The organism is Pseudomonas sp. WHRI 8519 (genome assembly GCF_040224055.2).
GTDB lineage: Bacteria > Pseudomonadota > Gammaproteobacteria > Pseudomonadales > Pseudomonadaceae > Aquipseudomonas > Aquipseudomonas putida_X.
This window is the reverse complement of record NZ_CP167996.1, coordinates 3,005,578-3,023,670: the sequence shown is the minus strand read 5'-3', so window position 1 is coordinate 3,023,670 and position 18,093 is coordinate 3,005,578. Positions and strand designations below refer to the sequence as shown.

Genomic DNA, 18,093 nt, shown 5'->3' with positions numbered 1-18,093 from the left:
CCCGCGAAGAGCGCGGTACTGATCAGCGCTGACCGCCGTCCGATCCATTGCTACCTTGGCCACCTGTGCCTTCCGACCCACTGCCCTCCATACCAGGCAAATCGCGGTTTTCATTCTGCATGGCAGGCGGGCTTTCAGGGTCGCTGCCCTGTATTCGCGGATCGGTATCGCGCGGCACGGGGTTCTCGATCGGGTGGAGGGTGCTGTCCACGCCCGGCTGGGGTGCCGGGGTGTGCGGATCATCAGGATGGGTCGGCCCGGCGCCGACCGCCAGGGCTAGGGGGGAGGCGAGCAGGGCAGCGAGTAACAGGCTAGTGCGCATCATGGGCAGGCTCCTTTGCGAAGGTAGGGCACGTACTCCTGTTGGGCCCTACACAAAACGCCAAGGTGCCATTGCCCCGATAAGCGGTCACACCACCGTTGAAAGCAGCATGATGAAGATGATGCCGACCACCGAGAGGATGGTCTCCATCATGCTCCAGGTCTTGAAGGTCTCGGCCACGGTCATATTGAAGTACTGCTTGACCAGCCAGAAGCCTGCGTCGTTGACATGGGACAGTATGAGCGAACCGGCACCGGTGGCCAGCACCAGCAGTTCACGGTTGACGCCGGGCACCAGGTCGATGACCGGGGCAACGATGCCTGCGCCGGTGATGGTGGCGACCGTCGCCGAACCCGTGGCGATACGGATGACCGCAGCAACCAGCCATGCCAGCATGATCGGGGAAATTTCTGCCTGTACCGCCATCTGGCCGATCACGTTGCCGACACCGGTATCGACCAGCATCTGCTTGAAACCGCCGCCTGCACCGACGATCAGCACGATGGCAGCTGTGGGCGCCAGGCTCTGGTCGAGCATTTTCATGATCTGCTGGCGGTTGAAGCCGCGGGCCGAGCCGAAGGTGTAGAAGGCCAGCAGCAGCGCAGCGAGCAGGGCGGTGATCGGGTGACCGATCAGGTCCATCCACTGGCGCACGATGTGCTCGGCCGGCAGCACGACGTCAGCGAACGTCTTGAGCAGCATCAGCACAACCGGCAGCAGCACGGTGATCAGGGTGACGCTGAAGCTCGGCAGGTTACCCTGGTCCGACTCCTTGGCGATCTGATCCATCAGTTCCTGTGACGGATTGCCGGGGATGTAGCGGGAGATGAAGTTGCCGTACAGCGGGCCGGCGATGATCGCCGTGGGCAGTGCGACCAACAAGCCATAGAAGATGGTCTTGCCGATGTCAGCGTTGAAAATGCCGATCGCCAACAGTGGGCCCGGGTGCGGCGGCACCAGGCCGTGCACCACAGAAAGCCCGGCCAGCAACGGGATGCCGATCTTGATCAGCGATACACCGGAGCGCCTGGCAACGATGAACACCAAGGGAATCAGCAGTACGAAGCCGATTTCGAAGAACAGCGGGATGCCGACCAGGAATGCGGCAAACATCATGGCCCAATGCACGTTCTTCTTGCCGAAGGCGCGAATGAGGGTTTGTGCGATCTGGTCGGCGCCACCGGAGTCGGCCATCAGCTTGCCGAGCATGGTGCCCAAGGCGAGGACGATGCCGACAAAGCCCAGTACGCCACCGAACCCGTCCTGGAACGACTTCATGACCTTGGCCACCGGCATACCGGAGGTCAGGCCGAGGAAGCCGGCGGCGATGGTCAGGGCGACGAAGGGGTGGACTTTGAAATGGGTGATCAGCAGGATCAGCCCGACGATGGTTACCAGAGCGTCGAGCAGCAGGAAGGTATCTGTAGCCAGTCCGAACATGGTTTTAATGCCTCGGTCTTATCGTTGTTTTTGGCGTTGCTTGAAATTGAACGCTCGACGCTTTCAGGCGTCGGGACAGCGCTGTCTTTGGTGAGCCGGGAAAACCGCCAGGTTCAAGCGGTCCGCGCCAGGTCCCGCTCACCGCAGGGCTTTAGCCAAGTGTCTACCGTCTCGGCCAGCGCATCGATTGGCTGCGTGGCATCGAGGGGAAGGGTCAGAGGCTCGCCATGGGGGGGCTCAAGGGCAGCGAACTGGCTATCGATCAAGCTCGCCGGCATGAAATGGCCGGGGCGAGCGAGCACGCGCTTCTCGGCTTCTGCAGGGGTGAGTTCGAGAAACACGAAGACCAGCTCCGGCATGGCCTGGCGCAAGGTGTCGCGGTAACGGCGCTTGAGTGCCGAGCAGGTCAGGATCGGACGTTCGCCCGCCTGGACCGTGGCTTGCAACTCTTGGCCCAGGCGCACCAGCCAACCGGCGCGGTCATCGTCGTTCAATGGCGTGCCCGCGCTCATCTTGCGGATGTTTTCGGCAGGATGGAACGCGTCGCCTTCGATCAGGCGGCCGCCACTTCTGGCGGCAATGGCAGCGCCGACGCAGCTTTTGCCGCAACCGGCCACGCCCATCACCACGATGGCGGACAGGGGAGAATTCATCAGTACCTCCTGCGGGGTGAGATAGCGCTGTCTCGTTGATGACGAAACACTAGCTCCCCGATGTTGTTGATCTTGTCGTTACGCAGTATGGACGCTTGGCAGAAGGCGTGTAGTGGCCACCACCAAAGATTACGTTGCCTGCGTCCTGAGACAGCGCTACCTTAGTGGCCGTTCCCCTCCCTTGCAAGTAGTAAAATTACAACACTCATGTCGCGATCAGGCTCCCGCACTACCGGTCGACCCACTCTGGCAGAAGTGGCCAGGCTTTCCGGGGTTTCCCCTATCACAGCGTCCCGCGCGTTGCGCGGTGTCAGCACCGTGGCTCCGGCTCTGGTGGAAAAAGTGGTGGCCGCGGCAGCGAGCCTTGGCTATATCGCCAACCCCGCTGCCCGGGCGTTGGCCTCTGCACGCAGCCAGTCGGTGGTCGTGCTCATTCCGTCGCTGTCCAACCAGCTGTTCATCGACACGCTGGAGGCCATTCACGAAGTGATGCGCCCTCGAGGGCTCGAGGTGCTGATCGGCAACTATCACTACGATATCGACGAAGAAGAGAACCTGATTCGCAATTACCTGGCGTACCAGCCATGCGGCATCCTGCTCACCGGTTTCGAGCGTAGCGAGGCTTCCCGGCAGATGTTGGCTGCCAGCGGCGTGCCTTGCGTACACATGATGGAGCTGGGGGGGCCGTCAGGCATGTTGTCGGTAGGGTTCTCGCAGCAACAGGCTGGCCGGGCTGCTGCCAGGCACCTGCTCGAGCGGGGCCGGCGGCGCCTGGCATTCATCGCCGCGCAACTTGACCCACGGGTGATGCAGCGTGCCGAAGGGTTCCGCCAGGCGCTGACTGAAGCGGGCGTGCACGCAACCGAACTGGAGGTGCTGTCGCCGCAGCCTTCCTCCATTGCACTGGGCAGCGAACTGTTCAGCCAGTTGCTGGCGCAGGCACCGGATGTGGATGGCATCTTCTTCTGCAACGACGACCTCGCCCAAGGGGCTGTGCTGCAGGCCTTGCGCCAAGGTATCGACGTTCCAGGGAGCGTGGCCATGGTTGGGTTCAATGACCTGCCGGCCTCGGCGCACATGGTCCCGCGCCTGACCTCCATCCGCACACCGCGGGCCGCCGTTGGTCGGGGCGCGGCACAGGCACTGCTGGCGTTGCTCGATGGCAAGCGGGTAGCCACTGAGCAGCAGGACCTGGGGTTTGAACTGATGGTGCGGGAAAGTTCTTGAGCGGGCGAGCGCCGGTCGTCCGTGGGCTGAACGAATACACTAATCACTAAGTGATAGCAGTCTGCTTGCACGTGTTGGGCGCCGATCTATGCTCAGAAAACCCTGCGCATAAAGGACCCGGCGCCATGTTCGATTTCCATCGCAAGTCAGATCTGCTCGAGATTCAGCGCGCTCGCCAGGCTTTGGCACAAGCCCAGGCCAAACTTGCGGCGATCAGCCGCTCAATGGCGATGATCGAGTTTGGCCCCGATGGCACCATTCTCGATGCCAATGCCCAGTTCTGCCTGGCAATGGGTTACAGCGTCGACGAGTTGCGCGGCAAGCACCACCGCTTGTTCTGCGACCCTGACTACAGCAAAAGTGCCGAATACCAGCAACTGTGGCGCGAGTTGGGTGAGGGCAAGCCCATCAGCGGTACCTTCGAGCGTATCGACAAGGCCGGCCGTGAAGTCTGGCTGGAGGCCAGCTACATGCCGGTGCTCGATGAGCGTCAGCAGGTGGTCAGTGTGATCAAGGTGGCTTCCGATATCAGCCAGCGTATAAAGGATGAACACGAGAGCGAAAGCCTGCTCAAGGCCATCGGTCGGTCCATGGCGGTGGTGGAATTCACGCCGCAGGGCCGGGTGATCAAGGCTAACGAGAATTTCCTGAAGACGATGGGCTACCGCCTGGAAGAGGTGGTGGGGCGCCATCACGGTCTGTTTTGCCTGGCGCATGAACGGGAGTCCTCCGCCTACCGCGACTTCTGGGCGTCGCTGAACCGTGGTGAGTATCACTCCCATCGTTTCGAGCGGGTCAACAAGCAGGGCCAGACGGTGTACCTGGAGGCCTCATACAACCCGATCTTCGACAGCAAAGGGCGGTTGTACAAGGTGGTCAAGTTCGCCAGCGACATCACCGCGCAGGTCAGCACCCAGCAAAGCGCGGCTGAGGCGGCCCACGCCAGTTCAGTGCAGACTGACGCGTGTGCACGCAAGGGTACCGAGGTGGTACAGCAAACCGTGCAAGTGATCGAGCAGATTTCTGCAGAGCTCAACGACGCGGCGCGCAGCATCGATGCCGTCAGCAAGCAATCGGACGTCATCGGGCAGATTGTGCTGACCATTCGCGGCATTGCCGATCAGACCAACTTGCTGGCGTTGAATGCTGCGATCGAGGCGGCCCGTGCCGGTGAACATGGGCGGGGTTTCGCCGTGGTGGCGGACGAAGTGCGCAGCCTGGCGGCCCGGACCAGCAAGGCGACCCTGGAGATCGTCGACGTGGTGCGGCAGAACCATGACCTTTCGCTCACGGCTGTGGCCAGCATGCAATCGAGCCTGACACGCACGGGACGAGGTGTGGCCCTGGCTAATGAGGCAGGTACCGTGATCATGGAGATCCAGCAGGGGTCGCGCCACGTGGTCGATGCAATCAGCCAGATCAATTCGACGTTGCAATTGCACTGAGCGCGTCGGACAGTTCGCGCTGCAGGGTTTGCAGGCTGGTTTCCAGTTGCAGGCACAGGGCCTCGGTGGGCACGCCCTGCGCCAAGGCTTGTTCGATCGCTTCGCAATCCTTGACCACGCCGCGCACCTTGACCATCTTGGCGCCGCCCTTGATACGGTGTACGACAGCGCGCACCGCATCACCGTCCGCTTCACTACCCAGGCCGCGCAGCGCGGCGAGGTCTTCGCTGGCGCTTTGCGTAAGCTGCTGAAGCAGGCGCCGGACAAGCTGATCATCGTTCTGCGTCAGGTGGTGCAACTCGTCCAGGTTGAGGCTGCTTGCCTTCCGCTGTGGTGCAGTCGTAGTGGCCTGGCCTTGCGGCAAATGGGCTTTCAGGGCACTGAGCCCGACCGGTTTGAACAGGCAGTCGTCCATGCCGCTGGCCAGGCAACGTTCATGCTCTTGGGTCTGGGCGTTGGCGGTGACCCCAAGGATGGTGCAGGCAGGCAGGCCCCGTTCATGCTCCTGCGCGCGAATGCTGCGTGCCAATTGATGGCCGTCCATGATCGGCATGCTGCAGTCGGTGATGACCAGATCGAAGCGTTCAGCCTGCCAGAGGGCCAGCGCCGCTTGGCCATTTTCGGCCACCGTCACTCGATGGCCCAATGTATCGAGCTGCTTCTCCAGCAACAGCAGGTTGGCCGGGTAGTCATCCACCACCAGAATGTTCAGAGGCCCGCTTTCAGCGCCTTGGCCAGGTGCCGCGGGCTCCACCGGTGCGGGTGCTTCGCACGTCGGCAGTTGCAGCTCGACCGCTACTTTGGTGCCTACGCCTTCGACGCTTTGCAGCTCAAGGGTACCGCCCATCAGGTTGGCAAGCGTGCGGCTGATCACCAGCCCCAGCCCGGCACCCTGCCGCGCCCGTGGGCCCTCAGCCTGGACAAAGGCGCTGAACAGGCGCGCCTGGTCTGCCGAGCCAATGCCTATCCCGGTGTCACGCACGCACAACTGGATGCGCGCGCTGTTGCCGGCGGTTAGCCGCTCGAGGGCCAGGCTTACGTGAACCTCCCCGCGGTCGGTGAATTTGATCGCATTGCTCAACAGGTTGGAGAAAATCTGCTTGATCCTCAGCGCGTCTGCCAACACCCAGGCGGGCCCTTCTGGTAGCGAGCAGTGCAGGCTCAGCCCCTTGACGCGGGCATTGCCATCAAAGACCCTCACGGTGCTGCGCACCAGTTCGACCAGGTCGGTGGCCTCAGGCTGCAGGGTCATGTGGCCAGATTCGATGCGGGAAATATCCAGGATGTCGCCAATCAAACCCAGCAGGCCCACGGCCGAATCGTGCGCGGTCTGCAGGGCCTGAGCATCGCAGTGGCCTTTGCGACTATCTTCCAGCGCGAGCTCGAGCAAGCCGATGACTGCGTTCATCGGGGTGCGGATCTCGTGGCTCATGGTCGCCAGGAACGTGCTTTTGGTATGGCTGGCCCGCTCGGCATCGTCCTTGGCCTGGCGCAATTGTTCGAGCAGGCCGCGGCTCAGGGTCAATTGCGCCTGTAACGCGCGTTGTGCCTCAGTACGCTGATTTATCAGCTTGCGCAGGTAACTGTTCCAGAACACCACGCCGGCCAGCAGCAGTGCAGAGAGCACCAGCACCTGCAATGCCAGTGTCCGGTAGTTGCGCCATGGGCTGTCGCTGACCACCGTGCTGATTCGCCAGCGATTGATCAGTTGGTCGAGTTCTTCGGGAGGGATGCTCAACAGGGCTTTGTCGAGAATGGCCTGCAACTGCGGCTGGCCAGGGGCGACGGCGAACGCCGCCGTCGCCGGGTCATCACCCAGCACAGTGGCTATGCGTAGCTGGTCTTTGAACACATGGGTAATGTAGTACTTGGCGTTGATATGGCTACTGTAGGCGACGTCAGCATCGCCGTTGGCAACGGCTTCCATCAAGCCCAGCGGGTTGTTCACTTCCACCACTACCGCCTTGGGGTGCTGGCGTTGCACTTCTGCTCGCAGAGGTGAGCCACGCAGCAGGGCGATACGTTGGCCTTCCAGAGTTCGTGACTGTGGCGGCCAGGGCGCCTGGCTGCGTGTGACCAGAACTCTCGGGCTGACCAGATAGGGGCGGGTGTAGCGCAGTTGCGTCTGGCGCTGCCCACCATAGCCCAGCGCCCCGATCATTTGCGCCTCGCCCCGTGCCACTTGCTCGATCATGGTCTGCACGGCGTTGCGCTCGATGAGCTTGAATGTCAGCCCGGTGCGCAGGGTGATCTGCTTGAGCAGGTCGATGGTAATCCCGCTGGGTTGCTGTTTGGCATCGTTGAAGGTCAGCGGCGCAAGTGCGGTGTCGACCAGTACGCTGACGGTGGGGTTCTGCTCTATCCACGCCTGTTCCTCATCGGTAAGTGCTGACAGATGGCGTTCGAGCAACAGGCTGGTGTTGCCACTGGTCCAGCGGCGCAGGATGTTCAAGCGTTCGCTTTCTGTGATTCTTGCCAGTGCCATGTCGATCAGCCGGCGCAGGCGCGGGTTGTCATCGGCGAGGGCGAAGGAAAAGGTGCCCGCTGGCCCACGGCAGAAATGGTCGATCTTCACCGTACCCTGGTAACTTTTGCCAATCAGAAAGTCGGTGCTGATGGCATCCCCGAGATAGGCGTCCACCTCGCCCGTTTCCACCGCCGCCAGCCCAGCCAGGGTCGAGCGATAGAGGCTCAACTGTGCGTTGGGGTAGAGCGCACGGACTGTTTCACTCGGCAGGTAGTGATCGACCATGCCCAGGCGCAGGTCTTTCAGGTCCATGTCGTTTTTAAGGGTGCGCCCTTCGCGGGTCACGATGACTGGCAAATCGTCTGCATAGGGCTGGCTCAGGCTCAACTGGGCATCGGCCGCTTCGAAACCGTTGGAGCTGCCCAGCAAATCGATTTTGCCGTCGCGCAAGGCTGCGATCGCGGCATGGCGGCTGGGAAAGCGCCTGACCTCGACCGGTATTCCCAGAAGTTCGGAGATGAGCCCGGCATAATCTGCGCTCAAGCCCTCATAGTCGCTCGGGCTGATATTGATCTCGAACGGTGCGTAATCGGGACGCGAGCTGCCCAGCAGCAGGACTTTGCGCTGCTGCAACCAGTGGCGGTCCTGGCTATCGAGTTGCAGTGGTGAAGCGGTGCTGACAGAACGCGCCAACAACTGCCGCGTTTCCACATCTGCCGGTGTGGCGAGCGCCGAGCCACCCATGCCAATGGCCAGCAAAAGTGCCAGCAGTACGCACCTCATGCCGATCATGCGCCTAGTTGACGTTGTTGCGTTTGGCCAGGTCGACCATTTCTACCAATGATTCTGTCTTGAGCTTGTCCATGATGCGCCCACGGTAAGTGCTGATGGTCTTGGCGCTGAGGTTCATGCAATGGCCGATGTTCTTGTTGTTCTCGCCACGGGCCAGGCGCCGAAGCACTTCCATCTCCCGATTCGACAGGCTGCTCAGGCGCCCTTGCTCGCTATCCAGCGTGTTGCTGTTCACCGACATCTGCGGGAAGGTCGAGTACCCTTTGACCAGGGCTTTCATGGCAAAGACGACGGCATCGAGATCTTCATCTTTGGTTACGAAAGCGCCGATACCGGCGTCCAGGCAGCGGCGTACGTACAGTTCCGAGGCCTGCCCGGTCAGGACCATGATCCTGGGAGCGTGTTCAAGCTGCTGCAGGCGTTTGATGACTTCCATACCGTCGAGGCCGGGAAGCCCTATGTCCAGCACTACCACATCGGGGCGCAGGTTGCGTGCTACCTGCGCCACTTCGCTACCGTTGTCGACTTCACCCACAACTTTGAAGCGCTCGCGCTCAAGCAGCATGCGCAGGGCAAATCGAACGGTAGAGTGATCGTCAACGATCAGCACGGTTGTCATGAGGCTAACTCCTGTCGGAATGTGGTCCGTTTCCTAAGGCTAATCAGGAATACGTCTGCAAGGTCTTTCTGCAGCGCAGCACGATACGTCCATTCCGGTTCCTTGGTAATGGCGAGTATAGATGTGTTGAGTAAGGGGGACGACTTTGTTGAAAAGTCCTACAAAATCGGCTGAGAACAAGCATCGCCGGGGTATGTTTCGACGATGCTTGGGGCTGCAGGTTGCTCAGGCACAGCGGGCGTGGGGCTTGAGCACGCGCGCTGTGGCAGGCGGGTTGTTGCGCAAGGCGGTGCCGACCCGGGTGGGGCGTGCGACCAATTGACCTGAGCAGTTTGGGCAGCGGCCCTGGAAGTGGGTTTGTGCACAGCGCTTGCAGAATGTGCATTCGAACGAGCAGATCAGCGCGTCAGGGCTGTCGCCCGGCAGATCGGCGTTGCAGCATTCGCAATTGGGACGTAGTTCCAGCATGGGGGCGACTCCGGTCCGCGGGATGGAGCCTGGAGTCTGCTATGGCGGGGATCGGCTTGGCAATGTTCAACTGCCCTGGCGATAGAGGTGCGCATGCCCGGCACGGTACAGGGCTGATTCGGCGAACGGCGCATCACCCAGCACATGCCCGACGAGGATCAGCGCGGTGCGACGAAAACCCTTCGCGGCTACCTGCTCGACGATATCGTGGAGGGTGCCCCGTACCCAGTCCTGATCGGGCCAGGTGGCCCGGTGAACAACGGCCACGGGGCAGTCTGCGCCGTAATAAGGAACAAGCTCATCGACGATTCGTGCCAGGTGTTTCACGCCGAGGTGGATCGCCAAGGTGCAGCCATGACGTGCCAGGTCGCCCAGTTGCTCGCCTGCCGGCATGGGCGAGCTGTCACCGTAGCGGGTCAGGATGACCGTCTGTGCCACCTCAGGCAGGGTCAGTTCGCAGCCCAGCAAAGCGGCACTGGCGGCGGTAGCGGTTACGCCCGGAATGATCTGGTAGTCGATGCCCAGCTCGCGCAGGTGGCGGATCTGTTCGCCGATGGCACCATACAAGCTGGGATCGCCGCTGTGGACACGGGCGACATCCTGGCCCTGTTCATGTGCCGCGTGCATGGCCGCAACGATCTGCTCCAGGTGCAGTTCGGCGCTGTTTATCACGGTCTGGGCCTGGTGCCCTTCGAGCACGGCAGCGGGCACCAGCGAGCCGGCGTAGATGATCACTGGGCACTGACGAATCAGGCGCTGCCCTTTGACCGTGATCAATTCCGGGTCGCCTGGGCCGGCGCCGATGAAGTAGACCGTCATGGAAAATCCTTGCAGGTGAATGGTGAAACAATTATCCGCCGCTGGCGAGGGCGAGGGTAGCGCCGCCAAGGGTTTGCCGCGTGACCACGAGCGCGGCGTTGCCACATTCATGATCGGCCAGGGCCAGGGCTGCGCTCTCCGCCACGCCCCAGCAACCGCTGTGGGCGAATGCTACCGCAGAGCGGTGGCTCAGTTGCGGCTCGTATGCCTGCAGTTGCGAGGGTGCGAACACCAAAAGGGGCAGGTCGTGACGTTCGGCGAGTTGTCGCAGGCCGGGTTCGTCCGCTTTCGCTGTGATGCTGGCGATGCCTCGCAGCGCCGCCAGCGTCAGCCCGTGGCTATGCAGTGCCTGGTGTAGCAGTTCGTCGAGGGCCTCCACCGGGCAGCCCCGGCGGCAACCAAAGCCGGCGTAGAGCGCCGGCAGTGTGCATTGGCTTGCCATCAGGCCTGGCTGGAGCGGCGGTACAACCAGGCGCTGAGCAGGCCCAGGGCCAACCAGAAGGCAGCGTTGGTTACCCACGACGCGATCTTGAATTGGGTTTCCAGCGCTTCTGGGGCCAGGCTTTGGTGAACGTCGGGTTGCGGAGCACCGATCACGTGCGGGACTACCAGCAACACGGCGCCGCAGGCCTTGAGCAGCCAATGACGCGGGAACACCAGCAAAGCAAGCCCCAATGCGGTTGCGGCGGCCGTGCCAATCCACCAGCTCTGGCGCTGGCCGAGGTCGGCCGCGGCGGTGCCTGGTAGCTCTGGCGGCAGGCCCAAGGTGGGTGCCAGGCAGAACACGGCGAAGCCGGCCAAGCCCCACAATGCGCCGGTGGTGACGCGGTTGGGTTCGCGCAGGCTGTACAGCGCGGCAAGGATCAAGGCAAAGCCGACGGCTACGACCAGGTTGCCTCCGGTGGTGGAGAGGATGCGTTGCCAGCCATCCTCTGGTGACCACGCCTCTGCGCTGTGTTCGTGCGCGGCGGCGTGTTCATGCCCGGCGGTTGCCTGGCTATCGTGGTGGTGTTCGGCGGCGGGGGCTGCCGATTCATAGGTTTCTGCCTCAAGAATCAGCGGTGCGACCCAGAAGCTTTGCAGCAGGGTCAACAACAGGGCTGCGAGCAGGCCGCTGAAGCCTGCGGTGCGGGCGATGCGCTTGATCATGGGGCGGTCTCAGTGGCAAGGGAATGCGGCGCTGTGGCGGGTGTCGTGGGCGGCGTTGTGTACCGCCTCGATGTGTGAGAAGCCGGCAAAGTAGATCAGGCACAGGCCCAACAGGCTGGCAGCGGTGGCGATGACCACGCGCTGGCTGAGGGTGACGGGGGTGGCGATACCGTGTTTGGCGCTGGTGATGGGCATGACGCGTTCCTCTGCTTTGTGGGGCATTGTGCTTATTGAGCAACAGGCAAGCGCGGCAGCCCCGGGCTTGGGTGGCCCAGAGAAATGCGACAGCGCCCGCCCACCGCGGGGTGTTCATTGACGCCAGGCCGGTCTCCGGGCTTGCGAGGAGGAGCAGGGCTCCTGGTAAAGCGTCACCTTCCCATGCCGGATGGCGTGGCACAGTGGTCTAGACGCTTCGCTCGCTTACCGTTGCGGGGGCAGCACCGGGATTGTCCGGCCCTGATCGAGGGCCTGCGACGCACCGGTTTCCCGTTTCACCCCCGATGGGGGCACCTGAACGTAAGGTGCAAGGAGAGCACGGGGCAGGGTTTGCGTCAATCGCAGCCCTTATCGCATGCCACGATTTCCCTGCCGTTGCCGTTGCCGTTGCCGTTGCCGTTGCCTTGCTTTTGCTCTTGCCTTTGCTTTTCAGTGCGCGATAGATCAGACGCTGCAGATTGCGACTTCAGGAGGCCGAACGGAGGTCTTGCGGAGGGAGGTGACGGGCATGGATGCCCGTCAAGCGCTTCGGCCCATGGATGGGCCGTGAGCGCGGTCTTCCCGGGAGCAAGGCCGGAGTGAGGGAACCCCGAAGCGAAGCGTAGGGGCCGGATGATGGGAGCGGGCGGTTTTTTGGTTCCTTTTTGCCAAGACAAAAAGGGACCCGCCGTAAGGGCGGAAAGGTGATTCAGCGCCGCCCCGGCAAATGGATATTCACGCTAGCTGAAAGCCGCAAGCCGCAAGCCGCAAGCCGCAAGCCACAAGCCACAAGCTCATGCTGGGGTTTTGATTCATCTGGGCATATCCATTTGCTATGGCGACGCTCACTCACCTTTCCGCCCTTACGGCGGGTCACTTTTTGGCAAACGCCCCAAAAAGTAACCAAAAAAGGCTGGCTCCTATCATCCGGCCCCTACGCTGCGCTTCGGGGTTCCCTCGCTCCGGCCTTGCTCCCGGGAGGACCGCGCTCACGGCCCATCCATGGGCCGAAGCGCTTGACGGGCATCCATGCCCGTCACCTCCCTCCGCAAGACCTGCGCTCGGCCTCCTGAAGTCGCAATCTGCGGTGCCTGCACTTGCGCGCTAGAAAATCAAGAGCAAGAGCAAGAGCAAGAGCAAGAGCAAGAGCAAGAGCAAGAGCAAGAGCAAGAGCAAGAGCAAGAGCAAGAGCAAGAGCAAGAGCAAGAGCAAGAGCAAGAGCAAGAGCAAGAGCAAGAGCAAGAGCAAGAGCAAGAGCAAGAGCAGGGGCAGGGGCAGGGCTTGGGCTTGGGCTTGGTTCATTGCGTAGGGGGGGGACGGGCGCGTCAACAGTTGACCACCTGCCACCCCCCGCGTAGCCTTGCCGCTTCGAGGTTCTTCGGCCAGGCCGAAGCTAAGACGGGAACGCGGTACAAGCCGCGGCTGCCCCCGCAACTGTAAGCACCGGTAACGGATCGACACAGCCACTGCGCCTGAGCGCGGGAAGGCGTCATCCCGCCAGCCCCTTGATCGAAAGGGCCGCAACGGTGCAAGCCAGGAGACCTGCCTCGCAACGTTTTCGACTATCAACCGGGCGGGGTGATCCGGTGGCGAACGAGCCCGGCCGGTCCGACCGCGGCTTTCGTCCCGCATGCCCGCGCCATCCTGCCAAGGGCAACGCGACATGAAAACACTGGCCAAGCTCCCCGTCACCATCGTCACCGGCTTCCTCGGCTCGGGCAAGACCACCTTGCTCCGGCACATGCTCGACAACGCCCAAGGCCGCCGCATCGCAGTCATCGTCAACGAGTTCGGCGAACTCGGCATCGACGGCGAAATCCTCAAACAATGCAGCATCGGCTGCACCGAAGAAGAAGCCAGCGGCCGCGTCTACGAACTGGCCAACGGCTGCCTCTGCTGCACCGTTCAGGAAGAATTCTTCCCGGTCATGCGTGAACTGGTGGCGCGCCGTGGCGACCTCGACCATATCCTCATCGAAACCAGCGGTCTGGCACTGCCAAAGCCCCTTGTGCAAGCCTTCCAGTGGCCCGAAATCCGCAACGCCTGCACCGTCGACGCGGTGATTACCGTGGTCGACAGCCCGGCTGTCGCCGCCGGTACCTTCGCCGCCTACCCAGACCAGGTCGACGCCCAACGCAAGCTCGACCCCAACCTGGACCACGAGTCGCCGCTGCACGAACTGTTCGCCGATCAACTGGCCAGTGCCGATCTGGTGGTACTGAACAAAGCCGACCTGATCGACGCCGAAGGCCTGGCGAAAGTCCGCGCTGAAGTGGCCGATGAATTGCCGCCCGCGGTCAAGGTAGTCGAGGCCAGCAGCGGCCGCCTGCCGCTGAACGTGCTGCTGGGCGTCGGCGCAGAGTCCGAAGCGCACATCGATGGCCGCCGCACCCACCATGATTCGCATCACGACGGCGAAGACCACGACGACCACGACCATGATGCCTTCGACTCCATCTCCATCGACCTGCCAGAGGCCGACGAAGCGCTGCTGCTCGACGCCCTGACCCAACTGGTGGTGGAATTCGGCATCCTCCGTGCCAAAGGCTTCGCAGCCATTCCTGGCAAGCCCATGCGCCTGCTGGTGCAGGGCGTAGGTACCCGTTTCGACAAGCACTTCGACCGCGCCTGGCGTGCCGATGAGCCGCGCGTCACCCGCCTCGTGCTGATCGGCCAAGACCTTGACGCCGCACAGCTGGAAGCTCGTCTGCGCCAGGCACTGGGCGCCTGACCCATGCACTTGCTGCGGACCCAGCCCGGCGGTTTCGTGCCGGACGACAGCATCGCCGACTTCGGCCAGACACCCGCCGAGCTGGTGATTCTCTGCAGCGGCGACTCGCACTTGGCATTGCTCGCTGAAACCGCCGAGCAACTGCCGGACGACTACCCCAGCCTGCGCCTGGCCAACCCCATGCAGGTGCAGAACCATGCCTCCGTCGACCTTTATGTCGACCAGGTGCTGCGCCACGCCAAGGTGATCCTGGTGTCGTTGCACGGTGGCGTGGGCTACTGGCGCTATGGTGTGCAACAGCTGGTCGAACTGGCTTCGCGCGGGGTGCAGTTGATCCTGGTGCCCGGTGACGACCGCCCCGACCCGGAGTTGACCGGGCTGGGCAGCATCACCGGGGAGCCAGCCGAGCACCTTTGGCATTACCTGCGCCAAGGGGGCAAGGCCAATGCCATCAACCTGTTCAAATACCTGGCCAGCCAGTGGCTGGGCCGCGATTACAGCTGGGATGCACCGCAACCGTTGCCACGCACGTCGGTGTATCACCCCGGCACCCCCACTGCGACGCTCAAGGACTGGTTCGGCCAGTGGCACCCGGAGCACCCGGTAGCACCACTGCTGTTCTACCGTTCGCACCTGCAGGCCGCCAATACCGCGTTCATCGACGTGTTTTGCCAGCGCCTGCAGGCGGCGGGCCTCAATCCGTTGCCGATCGCCGTTGCCAGCCTCAAGGAATGCGCCTGCCTGGAGCAGGTCGAAAACTGGCTGGACGAAGTGGGGGCCGAGGTCCTGATCAATACCACGGGCTTTGCCATGTCCAGCCCGGAACGTCCCAACCTGCGGCCGTTTCGCCGTGACATTGCGGTGCTGCAGGCGATCTGCGCGCAGGACAACCAACCCGGTTGGGAAGCCAGCGAGCAGGGCCTGGGCGCTCGCGACCTGGCCATGCACATTGCCTTGCCCGAGCTGGACGGGCGCATCATCACGCGGCCGGTGAGCTTCAAGGACATGGCCTGGCGCAGTGAGCGCAGCCAGTCTGATGTGGTGTGCTACCGCGCCCATCCAGAGCGTATGGATTTTGTCGCCGAGCTGGCCAGGCGCTGGGTGGCGCTGGCGCGCCTGCCCAATGGGCAAAAGCGCGTTGCGCTGGTGCTCGCCAACTACCCGACCCGAGACGGGCGCATCGGAAATGGCGTTGGCCTCGATACCCCCGCAGCGGCGCTCAACATTCTCAAGGCGCTGCAGGCTGAAGGCTACCCGCTGGGCGAACTGCCAGACAGCGGCACGCAACTGATTCACCAGCTGCTCGGCGGCGTCACCAACGACCTCGATCACCTCGACCAGCGCCCCTGCACCCAGAGCCTGAGCCTGGCGGATTATCAGGCTGCTTTCGAGCGCCTGCCCGAAGCCAACCGCCAGGCCGTGCTGGAACGCTGGGGGGCGCCCGAGCAAGACCCGATGTACCGCAGCGGTCGCCTGATGGTGGCCGGGCTGCGCTATGGCCTGACGTTCGTCGGCATCCAGCCGGCCCGCGGTTACCAGGTCGACCCCAGTGCCGTTTACCACGACCCGGATCTGGTTCCGCCGCATGGCTACCTGGCATTCCATTTCTGGCTGCGCCACGCCTTCGCCGCCGATGCGGTCATCCATGTGGGCAAACATGGCAATCTGGAGTGGCTGCCCGGCAAAGGTGTCGGCCTGTCCGATCAGTGCTGGCCGGATGCACTGCTTGGCCCGCTGCCGAACATCTACCCGTTTATCGTCAACGATCCGGGCGAGGGCGCTCAGGCCAAGCGTCGCACGCAGGCTGTGATCATCGACCACCTGATGCCACCGTTGACCCGAGCCGAAACCTACGGCCCGTTGCGCCACCTTGAACAGCTGGCAGACGAGTTCTACGAAGCGCAGATGCTCGACCCACGCCGCGCCCGTGAACTGCAGCGCGATATTCTGGAGTTGGTCAAGGCCAACCACATCGACCGTGAGCTGCAACTGGAAGGGCAACTGGACGACGCTGCCGTGTGGCTGCCACGCCTGGATACCTACCTGTGCGACCTCAAGGAGTCACAGATCCGTGATGGCTTGCACGTGTTCGGCCAGTCGCCGCAAGCACGGCTGCGGATCGACACCCTGCTGGCTTTGCTGCGCGTCGAGCGCGGTGATGGTCGGGGTGGTAGCGCCAGTTTGCTGCGTACACTCGCCAAGGCTTTGGCGCTGGGCTTCGACCCGTTGGACTGTGACCTTGGGCAAAACTGGGCGGGGCCGCGTCCGGCGCTATTGCAGGGGGTGAGCGACGCGCTGTGGCGTACCTGTGGCGACACCCGGGAACGCCTTGAACTGCTGGCACTGCAGGTGATCGAGCACGCTTTGGGCGGTACGCTGCAATTGCCCGACGAGGCGCAGTGGCAGCCGGTCCATCAGGTGGTACAGGCATTACAGGGGCAGGTAGCTCCAGACTTGGACGCCTGCGGGGCGGCCGAGATCAATGGCCTGCTCGCCGCCTTGGCGGGGCGCTTCGTACCCGCCGGCCCCAGCGGAGCCCCTAGCCGCGGCCGCCTGGATGTGCTGCCCACGGGGCGTAATTTCTACACCGTGGACATACGTAACCTGCCCACCACCACTGCCTGGCGCCTGGGTTTCGCCTCAGCGAATCTGATCCTCGAACGCCATTTGCAGGACCACGGCGACCACCTGCGCCAGCTTGGCCTTTCGGTATGGGGCACGGCGACCATGCGCACCGGCGGTGACGACATTGCCCAGGCCATGGCGCTGATGGGCGTGCGCCCGGTGTGGGCCAGCGGTAGCCAGCGTGTCGATGATTTCGAGATCCTGCCGTTGAGCCTGCTCGATCGCCCTCGGGTGGATGTGACCTTGCGCGTCTCGGGGTTCTTCCGCGACGCCTTCGGCAACCTGATCCGCCTGTTCGATGCGGCGGTGCAGGCGGTAGCCGCACTGGACGAACCGCAAGACCTCAACCCCCTGGCGGCGCGGGTGCGTGCCGAGCGCGCGGCATTGCAGGCCGAGGGCGTTGAGGCCGAACAGGCTGCACGCCAGGCCGGTTGGCGGGTATTCGGCGCCAAGCCCGGCGCCTACGGGGCCGGGGTGCAGAATGCAATCGATGGCCGCCTCTGGCATAGCCGGGAGGATCTGGCCGAGGTGTACCTCAACCATGGCGGCTACGCGTACGGTGGCAGTGACGAAGGTACCCCGGCGCGTGCCCAGTTCGCCAGGCGGCTGGGCCAGGTCCAGGCGGTGCTGCAGAACCAGGACAACCATGAGCATGACCTGCTCGATTCCAACGACTATTACCAGTTCCAAGGGGGCATGCTGGCGGCGTCGGAAACCTTGTCCGGTGCGGGGGTGGCCAGTTACCACGGCGACCACAGCCAGCTCGACCGGCCGCGCATCCGTACCCTCAAAGAGGAACTGAACAGGGTCATTCGCGCCCGTGCCCTCAACCCCAAATGGATCGACGGGGCCAAGCGCCATGGCTACAAGGGCGCCTTCGAGCTGGCGGCGACGGTCGACAACCTATTCGCCTTCGATGCCACCACGCACCTGATCGATGACCATCATTATCAGTCGCTGGCCGATGCCTATGTGCTCGACCCGGCGACCCGCGACTTCATGCGTGAGCATAACCCCGAGGCTTTGCGAGACCTCACCGAGCGCTTGCTGGAGGCCCAGCAGCGCGGGCTCTGGGAAGCACCTGGTGACTACCGGGAAGCCCTCGAGGAGCAGTTGCTCAACGGCGAGGAACAAGCTTGAA

General features: G+C 63.1%; 14 protein-coding genes, 1 pseudogene and 2 riboswitches. Of the genes and pseudogenes, 5 read left to right on the top strand and 10 right to left on the bottom strand.

Features of this window, described 5'->3' with window-relative positions; translation table 11 throughout:
* Positions 1–22: 22 nt before the first annotated feature.
* From ABRP30_RS13905 to ABRP30_RS13895, 3 genes are all read right to left on the bottom strand, one after another.
* Positions 23–325 (bottom strand): hypothetical protein, encoded by a 303-nt coding sequence (locus ABRP30_RS13905; protein WP_349975613.1) that lies wholly within the window; start codon positions 323–325, stop codon positions 23–25.
* An 84-nt stretch (positions 326–409) separates the two neighbouring features.
* Positions 410–1,762: a GntP family permease gene (locus ABRP30_RS13900; protein ID WP_349975612.1), complete on the bottom strand. Its 1,353-nt coding sequence runs from the start codon at positions 1,760–1,762 to the stop codon at positions 410–412.
* 113 nt (positions 1,763–1,875) lie between these two features.
* Entirely contained in the window at positions 1,876–2,415 is a 540-nt protein-coding gene (locus ABRP30_RS13895) for a gluconokinase (protein WP_241803546.1), read from the bottom strand.
* Positions 2,416–2,622: 207 nt separating this feature from the next.
* Here ABRP30_RS13895 and ABRP30_RS13890 point away from each other — a divergent pair, with 207 nt between their 5' ends.
* The 3 genes and pseudogenes from ABRP30_RS13890 (at position 2,623) to ABRP30_RS13880 (ending at position 5,087) form a co-directional block, all read left to right on the top strand.
* On the top strand, positions 2,623–3,642 hold the full coding sequence (locus ABRP30_RS13890) for a LacI family DNA-binding transcriptional regulator (RefSeq protein ID WP_349975611.1): 1,020 nt from the start codon (positions 2,623–2,625) through the stop codon (positions 3,640–3,642).
* Between the two features lie 125 nt (positions 3,643–3,767).
* Positions 3,768–4,502: pseudogene (locus tag ABRP30_RS13885) on the top strand (PAS domain-containing protein); the annotation flags it as partial.
* A 12-nt stretch (positions 4,503–4,514) separates the two neighbouring features.
* Positions 4,515–5,087: a methyl-accepting chemotaxis protein gene (locus ABRP30_RS13880; protein WP_372490490.1), complete on the top strand. Its 573-nt coding sequence runs from the start codon at positions 4,515–4,517 to the stop codon at positions 5,085–5,087.
* Here ABRP30_RS13880 and ABRP30_RS13875 read toward each other — a convergent pair.
* From ABRP30_RS13875 to ABRP30_RS13845, 7 genes are all read right to left on the bottom strand, one after another.
* A complete protein-coding gene (locus ABRP30_RS13875) occupies positions 5,062–8,337 on the bottom strand; it encodes a transporter substrate-binding domain-containing protein (protein ID WP_349975609.1) in 3,276 nt (1,091 codons plus the stop codon). The genes ABRP30_RS13880 and ABRP30_RS13875 overlap by 26 nt on opposite strands.
* Positions 8,338–8,350: 13 nt before the next feature.
* Complete coding sequence (locus ABRP30_RS13870; RefSeq protein WP_241803542.1) at positions 8,351–8,965, bottom strand: response regulator transcription factor; 615 nt, start codon at positions 8,963–8,965, stop codon at positions 8,351–8,353.
* A gap of 225 nt (positions 8,966–9,190) precedes the next feature.
* Positions 9,191–9,433, bottom strand: coding sequence for a DUF1272 domain-containing protein (locus ABRP30_RS13865; protein WP_267816172.1), 243 nt, complete (start codon positions 9,431–9,433; stop codon positions 9,191–9,193).
* A 66-nt stretch (positions 9,434–9,499) separates the two neighbouring features.
* Positions 9,500–10,252 (bottom strand): precorrin-4 C(11)-methyltransferase, encoded by a 753-nt coding sequence (cobM, locus tag ABRP30_RS13860; RefSeq protein WP_241803540.1) that lies wholly within the window; start codon positions 10,250–10,252, stop codon positions 9,500–9,502.
* Between the two features lie 31 nt (positions 10,253–10,283).
* Positions 10,284–10,676, bottom strand: a complete 393-nt coding sequence (locus ABRP30_RS13855) for a cobalamin biosynthesis protein (RefSeq protein WP_267823976.1) — start codon at positions 10,674–10,676, stop codon at positions 10,284–10,286.
* A gap of 17 nt (positions 10,677–10,693) precedes the next feature.
* A complete protein-coding gene (locus ABRP30_RS13850; RefSeq protein ID WP_349975608.1) occupies positions 10,694–11,401 on the bottom strand; it encodes a CbtA family protein in 708 nt (235 codons plus the stop codon).
* 9 nt (positions 11,402–11,410) lie between these two features.
* A complete protein-coding gene (locus tag ABRP30_RS13845; RefSeq protein WP_349975607.1) occupies positions 11,411–11,596 on the bottom strand; it encodes a CbtB-domain containing protein in 186 nt (61 codons plus the stop codon).
* A gap of 108 nt (positions 11,597–11,704) precedes the next feature.
* Positions 11,705–11,930, bottom strand: a riboswitch (cobalamin riboswitch).
* A 1,020-nt stretch (positions 11,931–12,950) separates the two neighbouring features.
* Positions 12,951–13,161: riboswitch (cobalamin riboswitch) on the top strand.
* A gap of 98 nt (positions 13,162–13,259) precedes the next feature.
* Between ABRP30_RS13845 and cobW the strand changes: the two genes are divergently transcribed.
* Entirely contained in the window at positions 13,260–14,327 is a 1,068-nt protein-coding gene (gene cobW / locus ABRP30_RS13840; RefSeq protein ID WP_267816165.1) for a cobalamin biosynthesis protein CobW, read from the top strand.
* Positions 14,328–14,330: 3 nt separating this feature from the next.
* A complete protein-coding gene (gene cobN / locus ABRP30_RS13835) occupies positions 14,331–18,092 on the top strand; it encodes a cobaltochelatase subunit CobN (protein WP_349975282.1) in 3,762 nt (1,253 codons plus the stop codon).
* The last annotated feature ends 1 nt before the right edge of the window (position 18,093 follow it).

Excerpts from the sequence above, each read along its gene's own strand:
- ABRP30_RS13905 (WP_349975613.1), bottom strand. The coding sequence starts at position 325 with ATGATGCGCACTAGCCTGTTACTCGCTGCCCTGCTCGCCTCCCCCCTA.
- ABRP30_RS13900 (WP_349975612.1), bottom strand. The coding sequence starts at position 1,762 with ATGTTCGGACTGGCTACAGATACCTTCCTGCTGCTCGACGCTCTGGTA.
- ABRP30_RS13895 (WP_241803546.1), bottom strand. The coding sequence starts at position 2,415 with ATGAATTCTCCCCTGTCCGCCATCGTGGTGATGGGCGTGGCCGGTTGC.
- ABRP30_RS13890 (WP_349975611.1), top strand. The coding sequence starts at position 2,623 with ATGTCGCGATCAGGCTCCCGCACTACCGGTCGACCCACTCTGGCAGAA.
- ABRP30_RS13875 (WP_349975609.1), bottom strand. The coding sequence starts at position 8,337 with ATGAGGTGCGTACTGCTGGCACTTTTGCTGGCCATTGGCATGGGTGGC.
- ABRP30_RS13870 (WP_241803542.1), bottom strand. The coding sequence starts at position 8,965 with ATGACAACCGTGCTGATCGTTGACGATCACTCTACCGTTCGATTTGCC.
- ABRP30_RS13865 (WP_267816172.1), bottom strand. The coding sequence starts at position 9,433 with ATGCTGGAACTACGTCCCAATTGCGAATGCTGCAACGCCGATCTGCCG.
- cobM (WP_241803540.1), bottom strand. The coding sequence starts at position 10,252 with ATGACGGTCTACTTCATCGGCGCCGGCCCAGGCGACCCGGAATTGATC.
- ABRP30_RS13850 (WP_349975608.1), bottom strand. The coding sequence starts at position 11,401 with ATGATCAAGCGCATCGCCCGCACCGCAGGCTTCAGCGGCCTGCTCGCA.
- ABRP30_RS13845 (WP_349975607.1), bottom strand. The coding sequence starts at position 11,596 with ATGCCCATCACCAGCGCCAAACACGGTATCGCCACCCCCGTCACCCTC.
- cobW (WP_267816165.1), top strand. The coding sequence starts at position 13,260 with ATGAAAACACTGGCCAAGCTCCCCGTCACCATCGTCACCGGCTTCCTC.
- cobN (WP_349975282.1), top strand. The coding sequence starts at position 14,331 with ATGCACTTGCTGCGGACCCAGCCCGGCGGTTTCGTGCCGGACGACAGC.